Genomic DNA, 25,115 nt, shown 5'->3' on the forward strand with positions numbered 1-25,115 from the left:
GGAGGAAAGAATGTGAGAGAAATTTTTTCCTATGTAAAGCCATATAAATGGACGGCTATTTTTGCTTTATGTTTAATGCTTGTTGAATTATTTGTAGAGCTTGTACAGCCGCTGATTATGGCAAAAATAATTGATGAAGGTGTACGAGCTCAAGACCAAGGCATGATTGTACAGTGGGGCGCTATGTTGCTTGCTCTATCATTTATTGCCTTTATGGCGGGGGTGATTAATTCATATTTTTCATCCCATACAGCTCAAAGCTTTTCGTATGATTTACGAAATGCGATGTTTGATAAAATTCAATCCTTTACATTAGCATCCTATCAAAAATTTTCAACGGCGTCCTTAATTACAAGACTCACAAATGATGTAACACAAGTACAAACCGTGTTATTTATGAGCCTACGTATTATGCTGCGTGCTCCACTTGCGGTGATTGGAAGTATTCTAATGGCTTTTGTCGTGAATGCAAAGTTAGCCTTGTTCTTAGTGATAGGTGCACCAATTATATTTCTATTTCTTGTTTTTATGGTAGCTAAAGGTGTCGCTTATTTTGGGCGTGTGCAAAAGAGGATGGATCGTTTAAATAAAGTGCTCCAGGAGAACTTACAGGCGATACGCTTAGTAAAGGCTTATTTACGAGGAACATATGAGGCTACACGCTTTGATGAGGTGGCTGCCCGTTTAAAAATTGATACTGTTAAAGCTTTACGCACAATGGAATACATTATGCCTACTCTCTTATTTATTATGAATGTCAGTTTACTTGCTGTATTGTGGTTTGGCACAAAGCAAATTGCGGCAGGTACTACGCCACTTGGCGATATTGTTGCCATTATTAACTATGCAATGCGTATGACGGGTTCATTTTCTATGTTTGCGTTTATTATTATCTTTTATGCACGTGCCAAAGCCTCAGCAGAACGCATGGCAGAAGTGCTTTCAATGGAAAACGCAGTAGAAGCTACAACCTTATCACAGGAAACAGCTCATCATACAAATTATGGAGAGCTAACATTCGAACATGTTACTTTTACATATCCAGGGGGAGATAAGCCTGTTTTGTCTAATATAAATTTTCAGGTGAAGTCAGGTGAAAAGCTGGCGATTATGGGTGCAACAGGTGCTGGTAAATCCACACTATTGCAGCTTATTCCTCGTTTTTATGAAGTGACAAAGGGAAGAATACTAGTAGAAGGGAAGAATGTGCAAGAATGGGATTTACAAGAACTAAGGGAAATAATCGGCTATGTGCCTCAGCAATCATTACTGTTTACAGGCAGTATTGCAGATAATGTCCGTTGGGGAGATGCACAGGCAACTATGGATGCTGTCCTTCAGGCGACAATGCAGGCACAAATCCATACTGCTGTTGAAGATTTTCCGCATGGCTATAATACCAAGGTTGGACAGAAAGGTGTTAATTTATCAGGTGGTCAAAAGCAAAGGCTATCCATTGCTAGAGCCCTCTTAAGAAAAGGGCATATTTTAATGCTTGATGATAGTACAAGTGCACTAGATGTGAAAACAGAGCAGGCATTGTGGGAGGCATTGAGTGAGGAAACGGCAACGATGCTTGTGGTTACACAGAAAATTCGTACAGCGAAGGGCGCGGATCGCATTTTATTGATTGATGCTGGTAAAGTAGTTGCGTATGGCACACACAAGGAGCTTTTACAAACGTCAACACTCTATAAAAAAATTGCAATCTCTCAGCAGGAGGTGGAGGAATAATGGGATTTTTCCAGAAGCCTTTTGGCTATGAGCCGATTTTAACAAAAGATGATTTGCAACAGACTGTGAAGAAAAAGAAAGGTCCACGTGCAGCAAATTCGAAACATACATTGCTTCGACTATGGAAAATCGTTGATGAGCAACGTGTTCTTTTAATCATTGTTCTACTATTAGTTTTAATGAGCTCGGTATTAGCATTAGTAGGTCCCTACTTAATTGGTCAAATGATTGATCAATATGTGATGCATGGAGAGCTGACAGGCTTAGGTAAGGGTATTACCCTATTAATTGGTATTTATGCACTCTTAGCTATCGCATTGTTCCTACAAAATTATTGGATGATTGGAATAGCACAGCAAACAATTTATCGGCTACGTACAAGTGTATTTGCTCATTTTCAGCAACTGCCTATTGCATTCTTTGATCGTCGGCAGCATGGAGAATTAATGAGTCGTATGACAAATGATATTGAAGCGGTGAGTTCTACATTAAACAGTTCCTTTATTCAAGTGTTTTCAAGTGTATTAACACTTGGCGGAACAATTATTATTATGCTAAGCCTAAGCCCATTATTGACTGTGCTTACCATGACCATTATTCCTGTGATGTTTTGGGCAATGCGTTGGATTACACGACGTACATCTCCATTATTTAAAGAGCAACAAGCAGCAATGGGTGCTTTGAATGGCATGATAGAAGAAACCATTTCAGGACAGCGAATCGTCAAGGCTTTCTCACAAGAGGAACGCATGAAAGCAGAGTTTCGTGACAAAAGCTTACGATTAAAAAGAACGGGCTTTTGGGCACAAACATACTCAGGTTATATTCCAAAGGTCATGAACTTTTTAAATAATATGAGCTTTACCATTGTTGCAGGTATAGGCGGCATGCTTGCATTGTATGGGCATGTGTCGATAGGGGTTATTGTTATTTTCACGGAATATGCGAGACAATTCACACGTCCATTAAATGATTTAGCAAATCAGTTTAATACAGTATTATCAGCTATTGCGGGTGCAGAGCGGGTATTTGCCTTACTTGATGAGCAGCCTGAGATCGAAACGGCTTCTATGCAGAAGCATCAGCTTATAGGGCAAGTGACGTTTAAGCATGTGTATTTTAAATATGAGCAGGAAGAGGAAGCCTACACATTAAAGGATGTTCATTTTAATGTGGAGCCAGGTCAAACAGTCGCACTTGTAGGAGCAACCGGAGCTGGTAAAACAACCATTTTACAGTTGCTTGCACGGTTCTATGAGGTGACAAAGGGTGAAGTATTATTTGATGGTGTAAATGTTCAGCAGATTGATCGCCAGGCACTTCGCTCACAAATGGCTTTTGTCTTGCAGGATCCATTTTTATTTGAGGCGTCTGTACGTGAAAATATACGCTATGGTCGACTGGATGCAAGTGATAAGGAAATAGAGGAGGCGGCTAAGCGTGCAAATGCACATGGCTTTATTAGCAAGCTGAAGGATGGCTACGATACCATTCTTGCTGCAGATGGACGTGAAATTTCACAAGGGCAAAAGCAATTGCTCTCCATAGCAAGAGCACTTATTGCTGATCCGAAAATTTTATTATTGGATGAGGCTACAAGCAGTATTGATACGGTGACAGAAATGGCGATTCAGGAGGCGCTCGATACATTAATGCAGGGGCGCACAAGTTTTGTGATTGCCCACCGTTTAAATACTGTGCATAATGCCGATATAGTTCTTGTTATGCAAAAAGGAAAGTTAGTGGAGGCTGGCTCTCAGCAAAAGCTAATCGAGTCAGGTGGTCTTTACGCACAAATGCTCCAGTCTTCTGCCCACCATCTTGAGGAATAGATAATAGACAAATGCTTAAAGCTTCTTTAGCGAGAAGATGTGCCTTAAAAAAAATTTTTCAGACACATCTTCTCTATTATTTATTACAGGTTGGCTAATTTACCAAAATTAGGAATGTTATTTTAGCACGGAATAAAGTTAATCTCTTTTTGTTTAATGAAATGGGATAATTGCGTAAAATAACTAAAAAATCCTTTTCGTTGATTTTATCATGTAAATTAATGGAGACAGCGCTAGTGTGGCTATTTGACAATGAAGCACGCATCTACCTTTTGTAAAGTAGTATGTAATTTTAAAGCAACCACGTAAATTTTCCTTTTTAAACTTAAATAACTTGATTAATAACTAGTAAAATTTAGTTATTTTAAGGATTTGCTATAGTATAAATCCTTTTATTATGTGCTAATTTAAGGTAAAATTTTGATTATTAGAGGATTTTATTGCCAGCCTATTTTATTGTTACAGTAAGAGGGCAATAGTCTAAGACAGAAACGGAGTAGAGAATGAATATTTCAGTAATGACGGTGTCTTTTCCACTAGATGGAGAAACGCTGAAGGAATTAGAATTATTATGTGAAGAAGCGACAAGCCATGATTACCGTGTCTATGAAACGGTGATGAATATACCAATGGCTCGCTCCTTTGAATCAAAGGGCTTTATGGTGCTTGCTTATGAGGATGACAAAAATGTACTAGTGGGAGTTGCGAGTGCTATTGATTTAATGGGACTCCATACATATGAGTGGTCACTCGTTGTAACACCTGCCTATCGACAAAAAGGGATTGGTACTGTCTTGGTTGATAGTATACAAGCAGGTTTAAAGGACAGAGGGGCAGAGGGACAATTAGCCGTTGTTATTGATGGCTCACCTTATGGTCATACATTTATTGAAAATAAAGGATTTATTTATAGTTTTTCTGAAGCTACTTTAGAAACAAAGGCAGAGCCGGTTGTACTACAACCTAATATAAGTATTCAACCGTATAATAATGAGCAGGCTGAGCTGATAACGATTTATAGTGAAGCCTTTGGAGATTTACCGGAGGAATCTGTAGAACTGATTGCTTTTAATACATCAACAACTGGGCGAGAGCTTTGGGTTGCCTACCGTGATGGGGAGATGATAGGAACGGTGACAACAGCCCAGGAAAGTGAAATTCAATGGGTCACTGCACTTGCTGTTCATCCTCATTATGAAGGGCAGGGGGTTGGCACGGCATTATTGGCATTTTCAAAGGATTATGCCAATAAAGTTGGCGCAAAATTTGTCATGTTGGATGTGGAAATTGATAATAAAAAAGCATTATCTGTTTATGAAAAAGCTGGCTTTATGAAGGCACAACAAATTGATTATTATGTAAAACAATAGCAAAAAAGACGAGAGGATAGCGTTTAACATAAACTTCTCGCCTTTTTAATCATATTTGCGAACTATCGTCATATAGTATTAATAAGCATGGTGAAGGGAGTCGTGAGTATGCGTATGCCAGCATTACCAAAAAAGAAATCTCCTCCAAAAGAAGCCCCTCGTTCATGGTGGAAAGTAGTGAAAGCCTATCTATCAAAAGGCAAGTTTTATAAGCTGCCACCAAGAAATTGATAATGGATGAAAAAAGTCGCCTTGCTAGCGACTTTTTAATTTTCTAATAAAAATGTACTTTTAGATGGACCGATTAAATAGAGCTCATGCATAGCTCTTGTAAGAGCAACATAGAGGAGCTTTCGATCAATAGCTGTATCATAAAAAGGCGTGTCAAAGGCAGCAACGATTACGGCATCAAATTCTAGTCCTTTGGCAAGATGGCTTGGTATAACAAGTAGTATATCTTGGTTGATTGTGTCATTTTCGGTTAAGAGCTGTGAGGCAATATGATGGTCTGTCAGTGTTTGTTGCATTGCGGTTGCTTCGGCAGTTGTTTTGCAAATTAAGGCAACTGAACAATGTCCGTGCTGACGAATCGTGTTAAAAATATTTTTAATTTGTATGGCATCAAATGTATTTGCTTGAATAAAGCTTGGTATATTGCCGTGACGAACAACTGGTTCTACTAATGGAAGCTGTTCATCCATCTGTGCTAAGATTTGGTTCGCAACTTCCATAATTTCAATGGTAGTTCGATAGCTTTTTTGTAAGGTCCGGAAGCTTGCGCGGGGAAATAAATTTTGGACAGGCTCCCATGAAGTAAGGGAGCGATAGCTATGGATACCTTGGGCTAAATCCCCAACCATTGTAAACATATCTGTATCGAGCCCTGTTTTTAAAGCAACAAGCTGGAATAGACTATAGTCTTGTACTTCATCAATAAAGACAACACGCATTTTCCATTTATCTGCTATGCCCTTAATCCGTGCCTGTAAATAATAAAGTGCAGCTAAATCCTCAAGTGCCCATTGCTCTTTGCGATGTGCCTGCAAAAATTGCTGTTGTTCGAGATAATGCCATTCAGGGGCAAGCTCTGTTAAAAGCTCTGCATTTGTAAGAAGATTACGATAGAGCGTTTTGATATTATGCTTGGCAAAGCGACGCATATAAACGGTTGCTGTTGATTTTGCCTCTTTTTCAATAGCAGGAATTCGTTCATCACGTTCATCAATAAACCTTGTCACGACACGTCGACGTTTATCATCATCTCGAATCCCGTTTAAAGCTTTACCTAATGCTTCATCATACTTTTTATGGAGTGTAGCCAAAACAGCCTGCTTTTTTTGACGAACATGGCTAGCTACCACCTTTTTAATATGTGTCAGTCTTTTTTCAATAGGCATATAAGAGAATTCGTATAAAAATAGCTTTTTAAGATGAGAGGCTCGCATAATACGGTATTTTTCAATATAAACATCCTCAAATTGTTCAGCGATGGCTTGCTCTATTTTTTGGATATAGCGTTCAATGATATCACGGTAATAAAGTGAACCTTTGACTTCAGCTATCCAGGCAGTGGATGGGTTACTTTCTCCTGCTACAAGTGATTCTAGCTGTGTATTTGGATCTTGAAGCTTTAACTTTAATTTAGTGGCAGCAAGAACATAGTCAGTAAATGTAGTTTGACAAATTTTATCGACACCGAGTTCGGGTAAAACATCGCCTATATAATCAATAAATAGCTTATTCGGTGCTAAAATCATGAGCTGTTCAGGGTTGAAGTGTTCACCCATTGTGTAGAGGAAATATGATATTCGGTGTAGTGCAATGGTTGTTTTTCCACTACCTGCTGCACCTTGGACAATAATTGGTTGGCGTAAATGAGCACGAATAATGTCATTTTGCTCCTTTTGAATCGTTGAAACAATTTCGGTTAGACGAACATCTGCTTTACCTGCCAATGCTTCTTGTAGTAATTCATCATTTGTTGTTAAGTCAATATCACGTATATCGAGTAATTCACCATGCTCGATTTTATATTGTCTTTTGGCAAACAAGTGTCCTTTATGAACTTCGCCGCGTACATCATATTCCATATCGCCAAGCCGACCATCATAATAGACATTAGCTACAGGTGAACGCCAATCCACAATGATAGGCTCATGTGTTTCACGATGAAAGAGAGAGGTTTTTCCTATATAGAGAAATTCCTCAGGATCATCTGTTTTTTGAAAGTGAATTCTAGCAAAGTATGGCTTCTTTTGAATAGCTTCTAAGCCTTCCTTTTGAGTACGAGCCATTTCGAAAAATCTAGCATTTGTTAAAATGTTTAGATAGCTTAAACTTGAATCAAGGTAATCAAGATCTGCCATGGATTGGCGAATATTCTCTTGAGCGGATCGTAAATCTCTTTGTGATTCGTTTAAAATTTGCTGCATATAACTTTGGGTATATGCCAGTCGCTTCATTTCAGCCTGAAAATCTGGATGTTGTACAGTCATTTTTTAGCACCTCCTAGGTACTTACAATTTCAAAGTAGATTACCATACTACTATATAAAATGTGGACCATCAAGTGAAAGCTAAAGCTGATGATGTTGAGGTGAAAATGAGTAAAGAGGAGCTGATAAAGTTGGATATTTTTGCACACCGAGGTGTTTCCGCACATTATCCTGAAAATACAATTGCGGCATTTCAAGCAGCAGCAGAACTTCCTATTGCGGGAATTGAGCTGGATGTACATCTAACAGCAGATAGAGAGGTAGTGGTTGTTCATGATGAAACCATAGATCGTACCTCCAATGGCTCTGGCTATGTAAAGGATTTTACATTGCAACAATTGCGGAAATTTGATTTTGGTTCATGGTTTTCGGCACAATACGAAAATGAGCGCATTCCAACACTAGGGGAAGTATTAGAGCTTTTCGCAGGTACACATCATCGCATTAATATTGAGCTAAAAACAGATGTGCTTGCATATGAAGGGATTGAATCACTTGTATTAAAGGAAATTGCTACCCATCAAATGATAGAGAGGGCTATTATTTCCTCTTTTAACCATGAATCCTTACAAACAGTTGCACAAATCGCACCATATATTGACATTGCACCATTGTTTGCAGAGGTGCTTGTGGACTTTACAACATATATTGCTCTTATACCAGCGAAAGCATTGCATGTCCATGTACCAACAGCATTTCGCAAATCAATAAGAGTAGCTCTTGATGAAGGAGCAATTGTGCGTGTATACACAGTAAATAATAAGGAGGATGCTCGACGTTTACAGCAACTTGGCATACAGGCAATATTTACAGATGATCCAGCACAAATGTCGGAGGCTTTGCGTTAGAATGACGGAATGGAAGCGTTAGTCATTCAACGCTTCCATTACCATTTTGCACGATGTTCCTCAATACAGCCGAGCATTTGCTGAATGATTAATGTTTCACCATTATCGAGTAAAATCGCACCATCGTAATAACCAAATAATTGATGTACCTCTGATTGCACCAGCTTTACATTTGAGCGGGCTACACGTTCAAAAAACGGTGAAAATGTTAATGAAACTTGCTTCGAAAATTTTGTTTTCACTTTCCAACGCTGCATATAATCCTCTCGATCATATTGAAAAATCAAATCCTCATGTATTTTTGTCATTTTACCATCAACAAAAACAGCATTTTCCGTCATACCTGTGCCATCTGTCCATTTACCTCCAAGATTAAGCCCAATGCGTCTTCCACGAACTCGCTGGGAGGCCATTCCCCAATTCCATATTGCATCACGAGGCCAGACCCCTCGTCCATAATCTAGCACAGCAAAGTTATCCTCTGGAGTGAATACAAAACGGCGAGTACCTATTGTCACAGCACCAGAAGTAGGGAGAATATGATGCTTGCCTGTAAATTGAAATGTTTTTCGATTCCAAGGGATGACTACATTTAAGGTTTCATCTGCTGGGGGATGTTGAATGACAAGCTTTGCACATAAAACTTCTCCATCAAAGTTAGGGATAGAAACGGACAAATGGGTTTTATTTTGCATGTATGCCATCTCAATCATCATCTCGCTATTTTTAAATGATACAGATTCTAAAACTTGTGTGGGCATTTTTAATTTACCACCAAAGGGAATAGTTATTGTTTTTTCAAAATAGCGCTGTGTTTCATACTCAAGAAAATAGACGAAGCAGACTGCTGCATAATCCAGATGACTAATCGTGGCAGAAAACAGGATTTCATCACCATAAACACACCAATAATTCCATTTCTTTTTACGCATAATATGTCCGCTTAGATTGCTATGAATAACAGGCTTTCGTGCAAATCCAATGGCTGCAGGGTTTAAGTTACCTTTTTTATCGCATAAAAAAGTAGGTTGTAAAATTTCTTTCTCAGCATGTTGCTTCATATTCAACATCCCCTCTGGTCTTAAGCTAGAAATTGATTATTCTGTTATTTTCATTGTAGCAAAAATGCTCTGAAAAATGGAAAGGATCAAGCTGAATCTCACTGCTTTTAGTAAGAATATGAGTAAGGACCTAACTAGTGAATTACCGGATGTTGCGATATACACAGCTCTACGTAGTCCCCTGGCAAATTTCTAATAGAAATGCTTCTCTAAACATATGATGGTGTGAGGAGGGGATGTATGGCAAACGTGTACAATCGGCAGGCTGCTGTACAATATGCCGATTATTGGTGGAATAGACGTAATCCAGCTTTTCCAAACTTTGATGTAGATTGCACGAATTATATTTCTCAATGCTTACTTGCAGGAGGGGCGCCAATGCGAGGAGCGCCAAATCGAGAGAAGGGCTGGTGGGTTCAACAAGGAAATTGGAGCTTTAGCTGGTCTGTTGCCCATTCATTAAGGTGGTATTTAGAAGGATCTACAACGGGTTTGAAGGGCAGACGGGTCCAACATGCAGAGGAACTAGAGCTTGGAGATGTTATTTTTTATGATTTTCAAGGAAATGGAAGGATTGATCATTCTGTTATTGTGACAAGTATTCAAAATGGCGTTCCTTATGTGAATGCACATACCTCGGATAGTATTCATCGCCCGTATTTGTACGAGGATTCGACTGCTTATACGCCAAGCATGACTTATTTCTTCTATCATATAGACGATAGCTTTGCTTAGAAAGAGATAGTTTTAAAGCATATGATTTTATGATAATGTGAAAGATAGAAGAGACAAACTATAATATGCTGTCTTATGGTAGAAGGAGAATGGGATATGAGCGAACAAATTTTATCTGTTAGAGATGCCATTATTCAACGTCGTTCCATTAAAAAGTTTAATGGCCAGCCTGTAGATCGTGAGGATTTACTGGCTATTATTGATGATGCTGTATGGGCGCCCAATCATGGCAACCGTGAGCCGTGGCGTTTAGTAGTCGCATGTGGTGAGGAATTAGCAAAGCTTCATGAATTATTGCGTGACCTAGCTATACCTAAATGGCAAGAGCTATCAAGTGCAACATTGGGGAAGCAAATGGAGAAGTTTACTACTCCGGGTGGCTATGCCTTTGTGATTGTACCAGAGGATGTGCGTCAAAAAGAGCGCTTAGAGGATTATGCGGCAGCAAGTATTTTTATTCAAAATATTCAATTGCTGGCGTGGGATAGAGGCATCGGATCTTGCTGGAAAACACCAGCCTTCTTAGATCAACCTAAATTCCGTGAAGCCTTAAAGGTGCAGCCAGGTGAGCGTGTGATTGCGATGCTGCAGGTTGGTTATTTTGATGAAGTGCCAAAAGGCAAAGAGCGTAAATCAGCAGTAGAAATTGTGACAATCTTTGGTGAGCAATAGTGAAAAGAAAATCCCTTCGCGAATGAGAAGCGAAGGGATTTGTTCATTATTTTTGTAATTCTGCAACTTCGTATAGATAATCGCTTAATACACGTAAACCCTTATCGAAGTTTTCTAAATGGAAGTGTTCGTTTGGTGCATGGAAGTTTTCACTTGATAAACCAAAGCCCATTAAGACAACAGGCAATTCTAAAATTTCATCAAATGCAGCTACAATTGGAATAGAGCCTCCACCGCGTGTATAGGCAGTCGGGACATTATATACTTTTTCATAAGAACGTCCAGCCGCTTGGATAAATGGATGATCGAAAGGTGTTAGGAATGGACGCCCTTTATCAAATTCAGAAATCTTTATTTCTACACCAGCAGGCTTATGCTTTTCAACATGTGCTTTTAAAAGTGCAACAATCTCGTCAGGCTCTTGATTTGGCACAAGTCGGCATGTAATTTTAGCGCCAGCCTCAGCAGGTAGTACCGTTTTAATCCCTTCACCTGAGAAGCCACCGAATACACCATTCACCTCTAATGTTGGACGAGCCCAAGTACGTTCTAAATAAGAAAACCCAGGTTCACCAACTAATTCTTGTGCGCCAACTTCCTGTTTCACAGCTTCCTCATCAAAGCCAAGTGCACGATAAGCCTCACGCTCTTCCCCTGATAGTGGTAAGACATTGTCGTAGAAGCCCTCTACTTGAATCGTACCATGCTCATCACGGAAGGATGCCAAAATTTCAGCTAATGCATGAATGGCATTTTGCACCCCTCCACCATAAAGGCCAGAATGCAAATCTCCTTTAGCACCGCGAATATCAATTTGAATACCTGTCAAACCACGCAGCCCGTAACAGACCGCAGGCTTACCAGGACCATATAGCCCCGTATCAGAAATTAAAATTAAATCTGCTGCTAATTTTTCTTTATGCTGTTCAACAAAGGCAGGTAGGTGAGGGCTGCCAATTTCCTCTTCACCTTCATAAATAAATTTCACATTAACGGGTAAAGTGCCTGTTATAGCAAATAGAGCCTCAATCATTTTTAAGTGCATAAATACTTGCCCTTTATCATCACTAGCCCCACGAGCAAATAATTTATTATCACGAATTGATGGGTTAAACGGCTCGCTTTCCCATAAATGTAATGGGTCAACAGGCTGGACATCGTAGTGACCATAAAATAAAATCGTTGGCTTGCCCTCTGCATGTAACCAATCAGCATAGACGACAGGGTGTCCCTCAGTTTCCATAATAGAGATATTTTCCAGATTTAGTTTTTCGAATGTACCAGCTAGCCATTTTGCGGCATGTTGAATATCTTCTTTATGCTCAGATAAAGAACTAATGCTTGGAATTCGTAAAAACTCCTTTAATTCTTCTAAATGTGCCTCACGATGCTCCGCAAAATAAGCATCTAGTTGCTGTAAGTTCGTCATGATAGAAGCCCTCTTTCCTAAGTATTTCGATAATGGAAATAGTATAGCATAACCAGCAAGTAGAAGCCCAATATATCAATGGTTTGGGTATGGAGTAGTCTATAAAGTTTAATCACGGGATGGAGATATGCTTATTAATAATGTTATAGAGGTTTTACTACAAATTTTAGGATAAAGGAAATATCAGGAGATGCAAATGTACTTAATGGCATGAGAAAGCCCAAACAATTACGAAACTCTTGTGTAAAAGTTTTGTAGAATCGTTTGGACTTTTTTATCTTAGCCTGTTAAAGGGTGAGGGCTAGTCACTCTTTTTGGCTTTACTACTACTAATATTTGGTGTTGGTGGTGAGTTATAGACACGAGAATGCGGTGGGATAGAATTCATAAGCCAAATATTACTGCCCAGCACTGAATCGTGACCAATTGTTGTTTCGCCACCTAAAATAGTGGCACCCGCATAAATTACTACATTATCCTCGATATTTGGATGACGCTTAATGCCTTTAATTGGGTTGCCATTTTCATCGAGAGGGAAGCTTAATGCGCCTAGCGTGACACCTTGATAAATTTTAACGTTTTTGCCAATGCTGCATGTTTCACCAATAACCACCCCTGTACCATGGTCGATAAAGAATGATTCGCCAATTGTTGCCCCTGGATGAATATCAATGCCTGTTAAGCTATGGGCATATTCTGACATAATACGAGGCACAATGGGTACACCCATTTCGTATAACTCGTGGGCAACACGATGAATATAGACAGCAACGATAGATGGATAGCTTAATAAAATTTCCTCTGTCGAAAGGGCAGCTGGATCCCCATTATAGGCTGCTTGAATATCTGTTTGCAAAATTTGACGGATTTTCGGGAATTGTGAAATTAAATTCATGACAATCCGATCTGCATCCTCTTGGCATGTGCAATTCTCTGGATCACTATAATCCATATTATAAATTAATACCTTTTCAATAATGTCACGTAAATCTAAGGCCGTTTCACGCAGCTTATTACTGCTAACAATATTGATACGTGTATCATCAATTGGTGGAACAGTATGGATACCAGGGAACAGTACTTCATGGAAATTATCTAAAATTTTATAAATTTGATTGCGCCCTACAAAGCCGATGGAGTTTTCAACATCAACATATTGACGATTCATATCTTTTAATGCATTTGTAATTTCTGGCACTTTTTCATTTAGCCAATCATTTAAGCTCATACTAAAATGGCACCCCTTTAAATTCGTCATTAAACATATAATATTTCTAATGTTTTAATAAAGGTACAAAAGATTTCATCCATTTGCAAGGTAACAATTTTGAAGTAGCACTTTTCGCTTTAAAATAAAAGAAAACCCCTTTTTATTTAATAAATAATTTATCTACTATTATAGATTTATATTTTTATCATGGAATGATGGTAGCTGATGAGCCTGTACTTCTTATTATCGAGAAGAATAGGAATGATCCCTCTTTACCGACACTTTATTTGGTATCGTGACGGTATTTGTTGCGATATTGCAATGGGGCAAGAAGATAATTTTTGCGAAATAACTCTACAAAATAGCTCACTTGATTAAAGCCGACTTCCTCGCTAATTTCGGAAATCGATTTATTTGTATGCAAAATTAAGCCTTGTGCGATATAGAGCCGATGCTTGTTCACAAATTTAATTGGTGATAGGCGTGTGTATTTACGAAAAAGCTGATTACAGGCACTTTTATTAATGAGTGCACAGTTTGCAAGGTCACTAACTGTAATCGTATTTTGATAGTTTTCTTGTACAAATTGCAGCATTTGATTGAAAATAGCGATTTCCTGTTCTTCATGATTTTGCATCGTTACATCATAGTGGGTGAGTAAATGCTCAATCAGTATTGTTAAAAGGGTGATGACTGCAAAAAGTGTTGGTTTTTTACCTTGTGTCCAATCAACAAGCTTTGCCTTTTGCTTGGGGGATAGTGGCAGCGAATAGTAAGCAAATGGATTGCTTTCAAAAAATGGCTGTACATGGGCTGTCACCAGCTTTGGATGCAAAAAATTCAAGTCAAAATTGATACATAGTGCATTTGTATTTTGATTAATTGTTCTTGAACTATGGAGCTGTCTTTTATTAATTAGTAAAAGCGTATTTTCTGAAACAGTTAAAATTTCATGATTAATTTGATACTCAAGTGTGCCTTGATATACCCAAACAATTTGCAGGGCATCATGCCAATGAATCGGTATATAATCTGAGCGTAAATGATGATATGTTTGCGTAAATAAAGCAATCGCATAGTCTTCGAATGTATATATTACTTGCTCCTCTAAATCCTCTGTTAATGTTATTTCAAACGTTGTTCCATCTAAAATATTCTGTGCAATTGGATTCGATTTCATAGACATCACCTTTTCACTCAAATTTGATAAAAATAGTTACAAAAATTATAGAAGGAATATTTCGATTATATGTATAGTAATTGTAATAACAACAGTTTAGCGGATTTAGAAATGATCGTTAAGCTTTTTGCATTGTAATTAAATTTGATAAAGTGAACCTTCAAACAGTGAGGATGAGGAATCCCCCCTGTTTGAAGGTTCACCAATCGGCTTTTTATAGGCTGTTGATCCCCACTTCAACATTTCGTTTCTACTCCCTCTTTTGAAGTGGGGATCTTACAGCCTGTTAATACGGGATAAAAGGAGAATGGCGATGAAGTATAGTTTAGAACAAGGAGCAGTTCGTGTTATTGCTGATTTAAAGGAGCTTGCTTTATTAACGTCAGATGAGCATGGAGCACAGCGTGTTGCATGGACAGCGCTATGGCAAACAGCTCGTGATTGGTATCGTCAAAAGGCAGAGGCACTTGGCGCAGAAGTTTCGATAGATAGTGCTGGTAATGTATGGACGAAATTAGAAGGAGAAAGTGCAGAGGCAATTGTTATTGGCAGCCATTTAGATAGTGTGCCAAATGGTGGCTGGCTTGATGGGGCACTTGGTGTATTAGCTGGACTTGAGGCATTGAGACGTTATTCAGCAGAAGAACAAAAGCCAAGGAAAACGTTATATGTTGTTGATTGGGCAGATGAAGAAGGAGCTTGCTATGGCTATAGCTGCTTAGGCTCATCTGCGGCAAGTGGCTCTTTACGTATTGAGGAGCTAATGGGAAGAGCTGATAGTAATGGTGTTGCATTTGCAAAAGCAGTATCCGCCTATCAAGTGATGCCAGACAAAATGCTACAGGCGCATCAAGAATTATTAGAAAGAAATATTATAGGCTATTTAGAGCTGCATATTGAGCAAGGGCCTGTGTTAGAAAAAGAGCAGAAGGATGTGGCGTGTGTATTCGGCGCAGCAGGAGTGGAGCGTCATTATATAGATTTTGTTGGACAGGCTGCTCATGCAGGTTCATTTCCTGTGCCAATGCGTCAGGATGCCTTTTTAGCTGCGGCGGAGACGGCATTAGAGTTAAGAAAGCTTGCGTTAAAATATAAGGCGGTTTGCACGGTTGGTCAAGTGCAGGTGCAGCCTGATGTTGTCACAATTGTGCCAGGCAAATGTACGATTTCTTTAGATATGCGCACAATTGATGCAGCTGATTTGCAAAAAATGTATAAGGAAGCACAGGCTGTTAGTGAAAAAATAGCGAGCGTAAATGGCGTGACGGTCGAATGGAGAAAAATTTATTCGGTTGCCCCACAATTGTTTGATGAGCAATTTATTCACCTATGTGAAAAGGCTGTGGAGGAAGAAACAGGCGAGGCAATGAAAATGTACTCAGGTCCTTTGCATGACGCGGTGGAAATGGCCAAGCTTGTGCCAACTGTGATGATGTTTACAATGTCTGAAGGCGGCTTATCGCATACAAAGGAAGAGCATACGCCAGAGCCGAAGCTAGAAGTAGGCGTTCGAGCATTTTTACGGCTTGTGCATAATGTGATGGCGCAATAAGCAAAATGGGGTGGTTATGTGCAAATTCCAGATTTTATCGTGAATCAAAACTTAAAGGAATTAACGCATCATCAAACGGTTGGTTTGCCACTTGCTTGTTATGAAACAACCATTAAGCAAAATATACATGGCTATATCCCGCTTCATTGGCATGAGGAGGTTCAATTTATTTTAGTTGTGCAGGGAGAAGCCATTTTTCAAGTAAATGAGGAGAAGATTGCTGTGCGAAAAGGGGAAGGACTATTTATTAATAGCGGCTGTTTGCATATGGCAAAGGATAAGGAGCAATCGAATTGTACTTATATTTGTTTAAATGTCTTGCCGAAGTTTATTTTGCCACAAGAGCTGTATGCAACGTATATCGTCCCGTATATTCAAGCAACGAATTTATCCTATATTTTTATAGATGAAAGCGAGCAATGGGGGGAAAATATTGTAGAAAGCATTGTAAAGGTTAGGAAATTGACAGAGCATAAACCACAGCACTTTGATTTTGATTTAACGATGCAGCTACTATTTATTTGGAAAAACTTAATTATAAACGGCTTTGAGCCAGAATATGTACAAACGGAAATGGTAAAGAGCCAGCGAATCAAGCAAATGCTAAGCTGGATTCATCTTCATTATGCAGAGAAAATTAGTTTAGAGGATATCGCAAAGGCAGGCCATTTAAGTCGCTCGGAATGTTGTCGCTATTTTAAGCGCATTTTAAATACGACGCCATTAAATTATGTGATGGATTATCGTATTCAAAAAAGCTTGCAATTATTGAGAAATCAGGAATCTAATGTAACAGAAGTTGCGTATCAAGTAGGCTTTAATAGTACGAGCTACTTTATTGAAAAGTTTAGAAAAACGATGAATATGACGCCATTAGTATATAAAAAGTATCATATAGATATAAGCGTATAATAGAAGTTTGACGCTACATCCCAATATGAAAGGAAAAAGTTCCCTCTCAATATATTGATAAAATCAAATAATAATCTTGTATATTCCTAATTGACGAAATATTAGAATAACTGAAACGGAATAAGCAATATATTTGATTGATACAAAGGGGATGATGGGATGGAACTGTTAAACAAAGTGAATGATTTTTTATGGGGCTCTTTCATTGCATATTTATTACTAGGAGTAGGCATCTTTTATACGATTCGTTTAGGTATTCCTCAACTAAGGTATTTTGGGCATGCGATTAAGTGCATGAAGAAAAATTTAAAAGGCAAAGATGGGGATATTTCGGGCTTCTCGACTTTATGTGCTGCAATTGGAGGACAAGTTGGTACAGGGAGCCTAGTAGGGGTGGCAAGTGCTTTAGCTGCTGGAGGACCAGGAGCAATTTTTTGGATGTGGGTTACGGCATTATTAGGTATGGTCATTACATTTGCTGAAACGACTTTAGGGCAATTATTCCGTGAAAAAATAGAGGATGGTACTTATCGTGGTGGTCCAGCCCACTACATAGAAAAGGGGCTTAACAATAAGGTATTAGCTATGATTATAGCTATTTGCTATATTTTCGCAGTAGGTTTATTTATTGCATCGATCCAAACGAACTCTATCGCCAACTCATTTACTGGGGTTGTGGACATCCATCCAATTCTTCCAGGGATCGCAGTTGTTATTCTTACAGCGATTGTTATTATTGGTGGTGTAAAGCGACTTGTTGATTTCTCAACATTAATTGTACCTTTTATGGCGTTAACATTTATTGCGATTACAGTGTTTATTGTAATCACGAATATTACACAATTACCTGCTGTTTTATCATTAATTTTTGAAAGTGCTTTCACAGGTCATGCAGTCATCGGGGGTGCCATTGGACATACAATTATGGAAGCGTTCCGTCACGGTATTGCACGAGGCTTATTCTCAAACGACGCTGGTAATGGTGTTGCTGGTATGATGCATGCTGCTGCAGATGTTAAACACCCGATTGAACAATCATTTTTAGCTATGCTAGGAACATTTATTACTACAATTGTAATTTGTTCATGTACAGCCTTTGCATTATTAATGACAGATGTTCTTGGTACAGGTTTAACAGGTATTAATCTTTTACAAGAAGCATTTTTTGTTGCACTAGGCTCTACTGGTAAATGGATTGTATTTGGGGCAATGTTCTTATTCGGATTTACAACACTCCTTGCTGATATATTTTATGGAGAAACAAATATTCGTTATGTATTTAAAAAGAACGCAACACCTATAATATGGCTTTATAGAATTGTAGCTGCTGGTGTACTTGTACTAAGCTCTGTAGTTCCACTTACAACAATTTGGGCTTCAGTTGATTTTATGTTGGCGATTATTGTATTTATTAATGTCTATGCATTATTTCGTTTATTCAAATACGTTCGCTATGCGTATAAAAATTATATGCATCAATTACGCAATGGCATTAAAGAGCCCGAATGGAATAAAGAATTAGATGTTACAAAGATTAATCTTGCTAATATTGATGAGGTCACACAAAATAATTAGACTTTTCCGATAATTTGGAGGTATATGATGAATAACACTAAATTTAAACAACAATTACTAGAATGGCGTCATTATTTACACAAATATCCTGAAACTGCTTTTGAGGAGAGTAAAACATCTGCCTATATAGCGCAGGAGCTTAAAAAAATGGGCTTAGAAGTACATGAAAATATCGGTACTACAGGTATTGTAGCAAATCTTACTGTGGGGGATGGCAAAGGCATTATTGGGTTACGCGCTGATATGGATGCATTGAATCTACAAGAGATAAAAGATTTGCCATATCGTTCTGAGCATCAAGGGAAAATGCATGCATGTGGGCATGATGGACATATGACAACATTATTAGGTGCTGCTCAATTACTTGCGACTCGTAAAAATTTTAATGGTACGGTTCGCTTTATTTTTCAGCCTGCTGAAGAAATAGGAAAGGGTGCACAAGCAATGATGGACGATCAATTATTTGAGCGCTTCCCAGTAGACGAGATTTATGGTCTACATAATATGCCAGGATTGCCTGCTGGAACGATACACACAAAACCAGGTCCTATTATGGCTAGTGAGGATAACTTTATTATTCGAATTAAAGGCAAGGGTGCACATTCATCAAGTCCGCATATGGGAACAGATCCTTTAGTTATTGCTGCTGAAATTATTCTTGCACTTCAAACAGTAGTGGCAAGAAATCTTGATCCACTTCAAACGGCAGTCGTATCGTGTACAGAAATTCACTCAGATGGCATTCGCAATGCTATTCCCTCAAATGTAGAAATTAAAGGCGATACTAGAAGCTTTACGCCAGAAGTTCAAAAATTGCTAGAGGAAAGAATGAGAAGTTTATGTGAGGGTATATGTGCCATGCACGGTGCTGAATGCGAGTTTGATTATACACATGAATTTTCCCCTACGATTAACTGGGATAAATGCAATGAAGTAACAACATTAGCTGCAAAAAATATCGTTGGTGAAGAAAAGACAAACAGTGATTGTACTCCAATTATGGCCTCTGAGGATTTTGGTAAGTTTATCGAAAAAATCCCTGGCTGCTTTGTATTTTTAGGAAGTAAGGTTGAAGGTGAGGACGTAATTCCGCTGCATAACTCACTTTATGATTACAATGATGAGATTATAGAAACGGGTGCTGAATTTTTTGCAGAAATTATTAAGCTTAGCCTAGCAAAGGAATAGGAGAGGGTCACGATGAAATTAATAAAATTTAATAGAAAGAAAAATCCAAGTACAAACATCAGCTTTTTAGGACTAGAGGAGGCTCGCAAAGTACATGCATTTCATCAAAGCTTTCCACAGTATAAGCCAACCCCTTTAGCGGTATTAGATCATTTAGCCCAGGAGCTAGCTATTAGCAAACTATTTGTAAAGGATGAATCCTATCGTTTTGGTCTAAATGCCTTTAAAGCTTTAGGTGGGTCGTATGCGATTGGAAAATATCTAGCAAAACGGCTAAATATTGACCTCTCTGATCTAACGTATGATCGACTTGTTGCACCTGATGTGAAGGAAAAGCTAGGTGAATTAACATTTATCACAGCAACAGATGGAAACCATGGCCGAGGTATAGCATGGACAGCCAAACAGCTAGGGCAAAAAGCGGTTGTTTATATGCCTAAAGGTTCGTCAGTAGAACGATTAAATCATATAAAGGCACAGGGGGCCGATGCTGCTATTACAGATCTTAATTATGATGATACGGTTCGTTTAGCTGCTGAGCATGCCGAGCAAAATAATTGGATATTAGTGCAGGATACAGCATGGGAAAACTACGAGGAAATTCCTAAAAATATTATGCAAGGCTATATCACGATGGTGGTAGAAGCCTATGAACAGTTAAAGAAATTAGATGAAAAGCCCACACATATTTTTATTCAGGCTGGTGTTGGCTCATTGGCAGCTGCAGTTCAAGGATTTTTTGCAGACGCTTATGGTGAAGAGCGCCCAATGACCATTGTTGTAGAACCAGATAAGGCAGACTGTATATTTAAAACGGCTGAAGCGAATGACGGCACACTACATTATGTCAAAGGTAATATGGATACAATTATGGCAGGCTTAGCATGTGGTGAGCCAAGTACATTAGGCTGGGAGATTTTAAATGACTATACGGATGCATTCCTTTCTTGTCCAGATAATATTGCGGCGCAAGGCATGAGAATTTTAGCAGCACCGCTAAAAGGCGATGTACAAGTTATTTCAGGGGAATCAGGCGCAGTGGGCGTGGGCGCTGTAAGTGAAATGTTAAGACGAGCGCAATACACAGAGCTAAAAGAGCAATTACAAATTAAGGCAGATTCAAAAATTTTATTCTTTAGCACAGAAGGCGATACGGACGCTGCGCATTACAAAAAAGTTGTATGGGATGGAGCTTATTCAATTTAAATGATGATGGAGGAAAAGATAATGAGTATTCAAAAAATCTCTACGGATAAGGCACCAGCAGCAATCGGTCCGTATTCACAAGCAGTTAAAGCGGGGGATTTTCTATTTGTATCTGGTCAGCTTCCGATAAATCCTGAAACAGGGACATTTCCAATAGGTGGAGTCAAAGAGCAGGCCTATCAAGTATGTAATAATATTAAAAGCATTCTAGCAGATCAAGGCTTAGATTCTACAAATGTAGTAAAAACAACAGTATTATTAGATAATATTAATGACTTTGCAGCAGTGAATGAAATTTATGCTGAATATTTCACTGGTGAAATATTGCCTGCACGAGCTGCTTATGCAGTTGACTGTTTACCTAAAAATGCGCTAGTAGAAATGGAAGTCATTGCATATTACGGTTAATAAAAATAACAAGGTTTTAGTCACGACATCTATAGGACTTAAACCTTGTTATTTAAAGACTATTGTTACTTCTCCAATTCTTTTAATCTTCTTCGAATGGTTGCTTCTGAAACGCCGAGTAATTTTGCAATCTCTCTATTACTTTTCCACTGTCTTTTAACTGTAATAATTTTATATGACTGATTGTTAATTTTGGGCGTCCATTAGGATTTCTGCATTGCCATTATTTGCCTTTTTTATTGTGTTTCAACAGTCGTTTTAACATGCTACCACCTTGCCTCTACTCTTTTCCTTGCCTTGGGAAAATATAAAAATAAAAAACAAAGCCAATAATAATCGCTGGTGGTAACGCGATACTCATATTTTGAATAGATGCGTTTGCTAGCAATTTTAGGATTTCCAGCGTAAAATATCATGATATTGCTCGGCATTTTTAAGCCCGTTCATAATGATGGAAGCAGCAAAAACTAAGATATAACTGATTACACTATATTTTATACTGAGCTTAATTTTTTCTTTATCATCATTTTTTTCTTCCAATAATAATGTTTCTACAGAAATATCAAGAACCTCCGATATTTTTAACATATTTTTCTTGCTTGGATACCCTTTGCCAAGTTCCCATTTGGATATAGATTTATCACTAACATCCAAAAGCTCAGCCAATTCTTGCTGCATGATTCCTTTTTCTTCTCGAAATTTTTTGAACTTTAAGCTTAAAATATTGTTTTCCAAGTATAATTATGATCCAGAAAAGGTTCTATTAACAGGAATTTTCGAAAATAGGGAAAAGTAGAATACCACTAAAAATGCGACAAAACTCATTGACCAGAGTTTTGTCGCATTTTATTGTTACTGGATATTAATGAGCTGTATAACCGCCATCAACAAGCAGTGTTGTACCATTGACAAAGCTTGCATCATCACTCGCTAAGAACAGAACAGCTTTTGCAATCTCTTCTGGTTTGCCAAGACGACCTTGTGGATGAAGAGATGCTAAGTATTCTTTACTTGCAGTATCTACTTCTTTCAGCAGTGGTGTTTCAATATAGCCTGGACATACAGCATTTACACGGATGCCTTCTTTTGCATACGCTGTACATAGGTTTTGCGTTAATAATTTTACGCCACCTTTTGCAGAAGCATAGGCTGTTGGATTTGGTAAGGCAACGAAGCTGTGGATTGAACCAGCATTAACGACAACGCCGCCTGTACCTTGTGCAAGGAATTGTTCAATCGCATATTTATCAGAAAGGAAGACGCCTGATAAGTTAATATCAATGGTTCTTTTCCATTTTTCAAACGTTAATTCATGTGCTGGTGCATCGTCAGCTACGCCTGCATTGGCATACATAATATCAAGCTTGCCATATTTCTTCACTGTTGCACTCATCATATTTTTAATATCTTCTTCACTTGTTACATCTGTTTTCACAAACAATGTATCAAAGCCATTGTTATTTAATTCCTCTGAGATGCTTTGCCCGCGATCTGAAAAATCGGCAATGACTACCTTTGCGCCTTCTTCTACAAATAAGCGAACAGTTGCTTCACCAATCCCACTAGCGCCACCAGTGACGATTGCTACTTTATCTTGTAATTTCATTCGAATAACCACCTTTATTATTTTGCAGTTGCGCCACCATCAATCACAAATTCAGCACCTGTTGAGAATGAAGATTCATCAGAGGCTAAAAATAATACTGTTTGAGCGACTTCCTGAACGGAACCTAAACGACCTAATGGGAATAGATTTTTCCCTAATTCATCTTTAGAGCTTCCTGTTGTTACTGATGCATAATCTGCCATACCTGTATCAATATAACCAGGATGAATAGAGTTGACACGTACACCAAATGGTGCGTATTCCATAGCAGCGTCCTTTGTCATAATGCGAACTGCGCCCTTACTAGCTCCATATAATACATGTCCAGCAGCACCTGTTAAGCCCGCAATGGAGGAAGCATTAATAACAGAACCATTATGTTGTTTAGCCATAAATGGCATAATATGCTTCATACCTAGGAAAACACCTGTCACATTGATGGACATTAAGCGGTTCCAGTCAGAAAGTTCGATTTCTGCAAGTGGCTTAATAATATAGATACCCGCATTATTGAAAAGAATATCAACCTTATTAAATGCTTTGATTGTTTGGTCTGCAACCTTTTTCCAATCATCTTCATTGCTTACATCGTGACGAATAAATAGTGCTTGTCCGCCGATAGCTTGGATATCGCGAACTGCTTCGTTACCAGATTGTTCATTTATATCAGTAATAACTACCTTTGCGCCTTCTTTAGCAAATAAGAGAGCAGTTTCTTTACCGATACCTGTCCCTCCACCTGTAATAATAGCTACTTTATTTTCCAATCTCATGTCAAGCACGCACCTTTCATTCTATCTGGATATAGATTTAGCTATAGGACTTAAAAATATTCCCTTTATTTTAGGGATACCTTTATTTTACGCTTCCCAATTTCAAAAACCATCCTATAAGATGCTGTATAATAGTATGACGAGTATCCACCATTTATAGGGGTATGTTTAAATAAAGGAGAAGAGCTGCCTATGACACATCCAATTCAATCCTTTGAAGAAATGACATTTCAAGAGTTTGTGCTAGTTATTAAAGTTCATCATAAGCAAATTGAGGAAAATACCAATATTTATCTTTATCTGGAGTCTTCTATTTCAGAGGAAGATCGCAAAAAAACGGCTATGCTGCTCAATTCATTTTTACATTTACTAGCACGTACAAATATTGAAGATTTACAGGATGATTATCAAAATTTTTTAAATACATGGCTGCAATCGCAGCTATCCATTATTGATATAAAAAGCTTTAATCTCTTTCAATTAATTTTTGAAAAATCATTGATTACATTTATGATTCACCAGAAACATCATCGTATGAATGCTGTATTAATGTATGTACTCTCGATATTTACGTACTTAATACAGCTTTATTATGATAAGGTAGTGCATCCGACAAATGATAACCATTCAACAAATCAGCAATTAAGCCATCTTCAATTATTGGATAAGCTTGATAAATTGCTCATTTACTCGTCAGGTTATCATGATTTAGCTTATATTTTGAAAAAATGTGAAGAGTATTTTAACTATAAAAGATGTGTATTTTATGCATATGTGCCATGGTCTAATGAATTTTATGGTGTGATTGGTGCGGAGCTGCCAAAGGTACAAAGCATGAAAGGGCATATAACAGAGCAAAACACGATATTTAGCTCCAGAAAGCCCATTTATTTAAAGAATCCTAAAAATTATATAAAAGAGGAGCATATCCAATTATTTAATTTATCTTCTGTTATTTTTATTCCCATTATTCAACAAGATCAATTATTTGGCTGGCTGACATTTGATCAGCTAGGGGAGGAATTTGATTGTACAAAGGATGAATTAGCATTACTAGAGCAAGTAGGGAAGCGGTTGGGCTTATTTTTATCTCGCAAGGGTGAGAAGGTGGAGCAAGCCTCAGAGCTACATTTTACCGAAAGGGAGTCGATGATTCTTGGCTTGCTTGCGGAAGGGTATGATAATAAAAAAATTGCAGGACTGCTGTTTTTAAGTGAGCATACGGTAAGGGACTATGTCAGCAGCTTAATGACAAAGCTTAAAGCAAAAAATCGAACACAGGTTGTTGCCTCTGCTTTTCGTTTAGGTCTGTTAAGCTAATAAGTATTAT

General features: G+C 38.2%; 23 protein-coding genes. 14 read left to right on the forward strand and 9 right to left on the reverse strand.

Annotation, left to right across the window (positions count from 1 at the left end; genetic code table 11):
- Nucleotides 1-12 precede the first annotated feature (12 nt).
- From MHB44_RS02515 to MHB44_RS02530, 4 genes are all read left to right on the forward strand, one after another.
- The gene (locus tag MHB44_RS02515) at nucleotides 13-1,734 is read left to right on the forward strand and encodes an ABC transporter ATP-binding protein (protein ID WP_341301455.1); all 1,722 of its coding nucleotides are present in this window, start codon (nucleotides 13-15) and stop codon (nucleotides 1,732-1,734) included.
- Nucleotides 1,734-3,566 (forward strand): ABC transporter ATP-binding protein, encoded by a 1,833-nt coding sequence (locus MHB44_RS02520; RefSeq protein ID WP_341301456.1) that lies wholly within the window; start codon nucleotides 1,734-1,736, stop codon nucleotides 3,564-3,566. Before MHB44_RS02515 ends, MHB44_RS02520 begins: the two co-directional genes overlap by 1 nt.
- A 503-nt stretch (nucleotides 3,567-4,069) precedes the next feature.
- Entirely contained in the window at nucleotides 4,070-4,936 is an 867-nt protein-coding gene (locus tag MHB44_RS02525; RefSeq protein ID WP_341301457.1) for a GNAT family N-acetyltransferase, read from the forward strand.
- A 108-nt stretch (nucleotides 4,937-5,044) separates the two neighbouring features.
- On the forward strand, nucleotides 5,045-5,167 hold the full coding sequence (locus MHB44_RS02530; protein WP_268766596.1) for a hypothetical protein: 123 nt from the start codon (nucleotides 5,045-5,047) through the stop codon (nucleotides 5,165-5,167).
- A 35-nt stretch (nucleotides 5,168-5,202) separates the two neighbouring features.
- Here MHB44_RS02530 and helD read toward each other — a convergent pair whose 3' ends face one another.
- Nucleotides 5,203-7,431 carry an RNA polymerase recycling motor HelD gene (gene helD, locus MHB44_RS02535; protein WP_341301458.1) on the reverse strand — a complete coding sequence of 743 codons (2,229 nt, stop codon included), beginning with the start codon at nucleotides 7,429-7,431 and terminating at the stop codon, nucleotides 5,203-5,205.
- A 130-nt stretch (nucleotides 7,432-7,561) separates the two neighbouring features.
- Between helD and MHB44_RS02540 the strand changes: the two genes are divergently transcribed.
- Nucleotides 7,562-8,278 (forward strand): glycerophosphodiester phosphodiesterase, encoded by a 717-nt coding sequence (locus tag MHB44_RS02540; RefSeq protein ID WP_341302907.1) that lies wholly within the window; start codon nucleotides 7,562-7,564, stop codon nucleotides 8,276-8,278.
- A 38-nt stretch (nucleotides 8,279-8,316) separates the two neighbouring features.
- Here MHB44_RS02540 and MHB44_RS02545 read toward each other — a convergent pair whose 3' ends face one another.
- Nucleotides 8,317-9,339, reverse strand: coding sequence for a DUF2804 domain-containing protein (locus MHB44_RS02545; RefSeq protein WP_341301459.1), 1,023 nt, complete (start codon nucleotides 9,337-9,339; stop codon nucleotides 8,317-8,319).
- 240 nt (nucleotides 9,340-9,579) lie between these two features.
- On the opposite strand from MHB44_RS02545, the gene MHB44_RS02550 reads away from it, so the two are divergent.
- Nucleotides 9,580-10,074: an amidase domain-containing protein gene (locus tag MHB44_RS02550; protein WP_341301460.1), complete on the forward strand. Its 495-nt coding sequence runs from the start codon at nucleotides 9,580-9,582 to the stop codon at nucleotides 10,072-10,074.
- Between the two features lie 96 nt (nucleotides 10,075-10,170).
- A complete protein-coding gene (locus MHB44_RS02555) occupies nucleotides 10,171-10,746 on the forward strand; it encodes a nitroreductase (RefSeq protein WP_341301461.1) in 576 nt (191 codons plus the stop codon).
- Between the two features lie 46 nt (nucleotides 10,747-10,792).
- On the opposite strand, the gene MHB44_RS02560 is transcribed toward MHB44_RS02555, so the two are convergent.
- The 3 genes from MHB44_RS02560 to MHB44_RS02570 form a co-directional block, all read right to left on the reverse strand.
- Entirely contained in the window at nucleotides 10,793-12,175 is a 1,383-nt protein-coding gene (locus tag MHB44_RS02560; RefSeq protein ID WP_341301462.1) for a dipeptidase, read from the reverse strand.
- Between the two features lie 301 nt (nucleotides 12,176-12,476).
- Nucleotides 12,477-13,403, reverse strand: a complete 927-nt coding sequence (epsC, locus tag MHB44_RS02565; protein ID WP_341301463.1) for a serine O-acetyltransferase EpsC — start codon at nucleotides 13,401-13,403, stop codon at nucleotides 12,477-12,479.
- 265 nt (nucleotides 13,404-13,668) lie between these two features.
- Nucleotides 13,669-14,565, reverse strand: a complete 897-nt coding sequence (locus MHB44_RS02570) for an AraC family transcriptional regulator (protein ID WP_341301464.1) — start codon at nucleotides 14,563-14,565, stop codon at nucleotides 13,669-13,671.
- A gap of 313 nt (nucleotides 14,566-14,878) precedes the next feature.
- Here MHB44_RS02570 and MHB44_RS02575 point away from each other — a divergent pair, with 313 nt between their 5' ends.
- The 6 genes from MHB44_RS02575 to MHB44_RS02600 all read left to right on the forward strand — a co-directional run bounded on the left by MHB44_RS02575 (nucleotide 14,879) and on the right by MHB44_RS02600 (nucleotide 21,406).
- Complete coding sequence (locus MHB44_RS02575) at nucleotides 14,879-16,117, forward strand: Zn-dependent hydrolase (RefSeq protein WP_341301465.1); 1,239 nt, start codon at nucleotides 14,879-14,881, stop codon at nucleotides 16,115-16,117.
- Nucleotides 16,118-16,135: 18 nt separating this feature from the next.
- A complete protein-coding gene (locus MHB44_RS02580; RefSeq protein ID WP_341301466.1) occupies nucleotides 16,136-17,029 on the forward strand; it encodes an AraC family transcriptional regulator in 894 nt (297 codons plus the stop codon).
- A gap of 159 nt (nucleotides 17,030-17,188) precedes the next feature.
- Nucleotides 17,189-18,604 carry a sodium:alanine symporter family protein gene (locus MHB44_RS02585; RefSeq protein WP_341301467.1) on the forward strand — a complete coding sequence of 472 codons (1,416 nt, stop codon included), beginning with the start codon at nucleotides 17,189-17,191 and terminating at the stop codon, nucleotides 18,602-18,604.
- Nucleotides 18,605-18,628: 24 nt separating this feature from the next.
- Nucleotides 18,629-19,792, forward strand: coding sequence for a M20 aminoacylase family protein (locus tag MHB44_RS02590; protein WP_341301468.1), 1,164 nt, complete (start codon nucleotides 18,629-18,631; stop codon nucleotides 19,790-19,792).
- A gap of 12 nt (nucleotides 19,793-19,804) precedes the next feature.
- Entirely contained in the window at nucleotides 19,805-20,998 is a 1,194-nt protein-coding gene (gene dpaL / locus MHB44_RS02595) for a diaminopropionate ammonia-lyase (protein WP_341301469.1), read from the forward strand.
- A 21-nt stretch (nucleotides 20,999-21,019) separates the two neighbouring features.
- Nucleotides 21,020-21,406: a RidA family protein gene (locus MHB44_RS02600; RefSeq protein ID WP_341301470.1), complete on the forward strand. Its 387-nt coding sequence runs from the start codon at nucleotides 21,020-21,022 to the stop codon at nucleotides 21,404-21,406.
- A gap of 65 nt (nucleotides 21,407-21,471) precedes the next feature.
- Here the strand turns inward: MHB44_RS02600 and MHB44_RS02605 are convergent, their stop codons facing one another.
- From MHB44_RS02605 to MHB44_RS02620, 4 genes are all read right to left on the reverse strand, one after another.
- Complete coding sequence (locus MHB44_RS02605; protein WP_341302908.1) at nucleotides 21,472-21,597, reverse strand: AsnC family protein; 126 nt, start codon at nucleotides 21,595-21,597, stop codon at nucleotides 21,472-21,474.
- Between the two features lie 199 nt (nucleotides 21,598-21,796).
- Nucleotides 21,797-22,141, reverse strand: coding sequence for a helix-turn-helix transcriptional regulator (locus MHB44_RS02610; protein ID WP_341301471.1), 345 nt, complete (start codon nucleotides 22,139-22,141; stop codon nucleotides 21,797-21,799).
- A 127-nt stretch (nucleotides 22,142-22,268) separates the two neighbouring features.
- Nucleotides 22,269-23,012, reverse strand: coding sequence for a glucose 1-dehydrogenase (locus MHB44_RS02615; protein ID WP_341301472.1), 744 nt, complete (start codon nucleotides 23,010-23,012; stop codon nucleotides 22,269-22,271).
- A gap of 17 nt (nucleotides 23,013-23,029) precedes the next feature.
- Entirely contained in the window at nucleotides 23,030-23,785 is a 756-nt protein-coding gene (locus MHB44_RS02620) for a glucose 1-dehydrogenase (protein WP_341301473.1), read from the reverse strand.
- Nucleotides 23,786-23,977: 192 nt separating this feature from the next.
- On the opposite strand from MHB44_RS02620, the gene MHB44_RS02625 reads away from it, so the two are divergent.
- Nucleotides 23,978-25,105: a LuxR C-terminal-related transcriptional regulator gene (locus MHB44_RS02625; RefSeq protein WP_341301474.1), complete on the forward strand. Its 1,128-nt coding sequence runs from the start codon at nucleotides 23,978-23,980 to the stop codon at nucleotides 25,103-25,105.
- The last annotated feature ends 10 nt before the right edge of the window (nucleotides 25,106-25,115 follow it).

The sequence above is a fragment of the Lysinibacillus sp. FSL H8-0500 genome (genome assembly GCF_038051955.1).
In the GTDB taxonomy this organism is placed as follows: Bacteria; Bacillota; Bacilli; order Bacillales_A; family Planococcaceae; genus Lysinibacillus; species Lysinibacillus macroides.

What these genes read in the sequence shown, in the direction of transcription:
- MHB44_RS02520 (WP_341301456.1), top strand. Translation starts at nt 1,734, where the DNA reads ATGGGATTTTTCCAGAAGCCTTTTGGCTATGAGCCGATTTTAACAAAA.
- MHB44_RS02525 (WP_341301457.1), top strand. Translation starts at nt 4,070, where the DNA reads ATGAATATTTCAGTAATGACGGTGTCTTTTCCACTAGATGGAGAAACG.
- MHB44_RS02530 (WP_268766596.1), top strand. Translation starts at nt 5,045, where the DNA reads ATGCGTATGCCAGCATTACCAAAAAAGAAATCTCCTCCAAAAGAAGCC.
- helD (WP_341301458.1), bottom strand. Translation starts at nt 7,431, where the DNA reads ATGACTGTACAACATCCAGATTTTCAGGCTGAAATGAAGCGACTGGCA.
- MHB44_RS02545 (WP_341301459.1), bottom strand. Translation starts at nt 9,339, where the DNA reads ATGAAGCAACATGCTGAGAAAGAAATTTTACAACCTACTTTTTTATGC.
- MHB44_RS02550 (WP_341301460.1), top strand. Translation starts at nt 9,580, where the DNA reads ATGGCAAACGTGTACAATCGGCAGGCTGCTGTACAATATGCCGATTAT.
- MHB44_RS02555 (WP_341301461.1), top strand. Translation starts at nt 10,171, where the DNA reads ATGAGCGAACAAATTTTATCTGTTAGAGATGCCATTATTCAACGTCGT.
- MHB44_RS02560 (WP_341301462.1), bottom strand. Translation starts at nt 12,175, where the DNA reads ATGACGAACTTACAGCAACTAGATGCTTATTTTGCGGAGCATCGTGAG.
- epsC (WP_341301463.1), bottom strand. Translation starts at nt 13,403, where the DNA reads ATGAGCTTAAATGATTGGCTAAATGAAAAAGTGCCAGAAATTACAAAT.
- MHB44_RS02570 (WP_341301464.1), bottom strand. Translation starts at nt 14,565, where the DNA reads ATGAAATCGAATCCAATTGCACAGAATATTTTAGATGGAACAACGTTT.
- MHB44_RS02575 (WP_341301465.1), top strand. Translation starts at nt 14,879, where the DNA reads ATGAAGTATAGTTTAGAACAAGGAGCAGTTCGTGTTATTGCTGATTTA.
- MHB44_RS02585 (WP_341301467.1), top strand. Translation starts at nt 17,189, where the DNA reads ATGGAACTGTTAAACAAAGTGAATGATTTTTTATGGGGCTCTTTCATT.
- MHB44_RS02590 (WP_341301468.1), top strand. Translation starts at nt 18,629, where the DNA reads ATGATGAATAACACTAAATTTAAACAACAATTACTAGAATGGCGTCAT.
- dpaL (WP_341301469.1), top strand. Translation starts at nt 19,805, where the DNA reads ATGAAATTAATAAAATTTAATAGAAAGAAAAATCCAAGTACAAACATC.
- MHB44_RS02600 (WP_341301470.1), top strand. Translation starts at nt 21,020, where the DNA reads ATGAGTATTCAAAAAATCTCTACGGATAAGGCACCAGCAGCAATCGGT.
- MHB44_RS02615 (WP_341301472.1), bottom strand. Translation starts at nt 23,012, where the DNA reads ATGAAATTACAAGATAAAGTAGCAATCGTCACTGGTGGCGCTAGTGGG.
- MHB44_RS02620 (WP_341301473.1), bottom strand. Translation starts at nt 23,785, where the DNA reads ATGAGATTGGAAAATAAAGTAGCTATTATTACAGGTGGAGGGACAGGT.
- MHB44_RS02625 (WP_341301474.1), top strand. Translation starts at nt 23,978, where the DNA reads ATGACACATCCAATTCAATCCTTTGAAGAAATGACATTTCAAGAGTTT.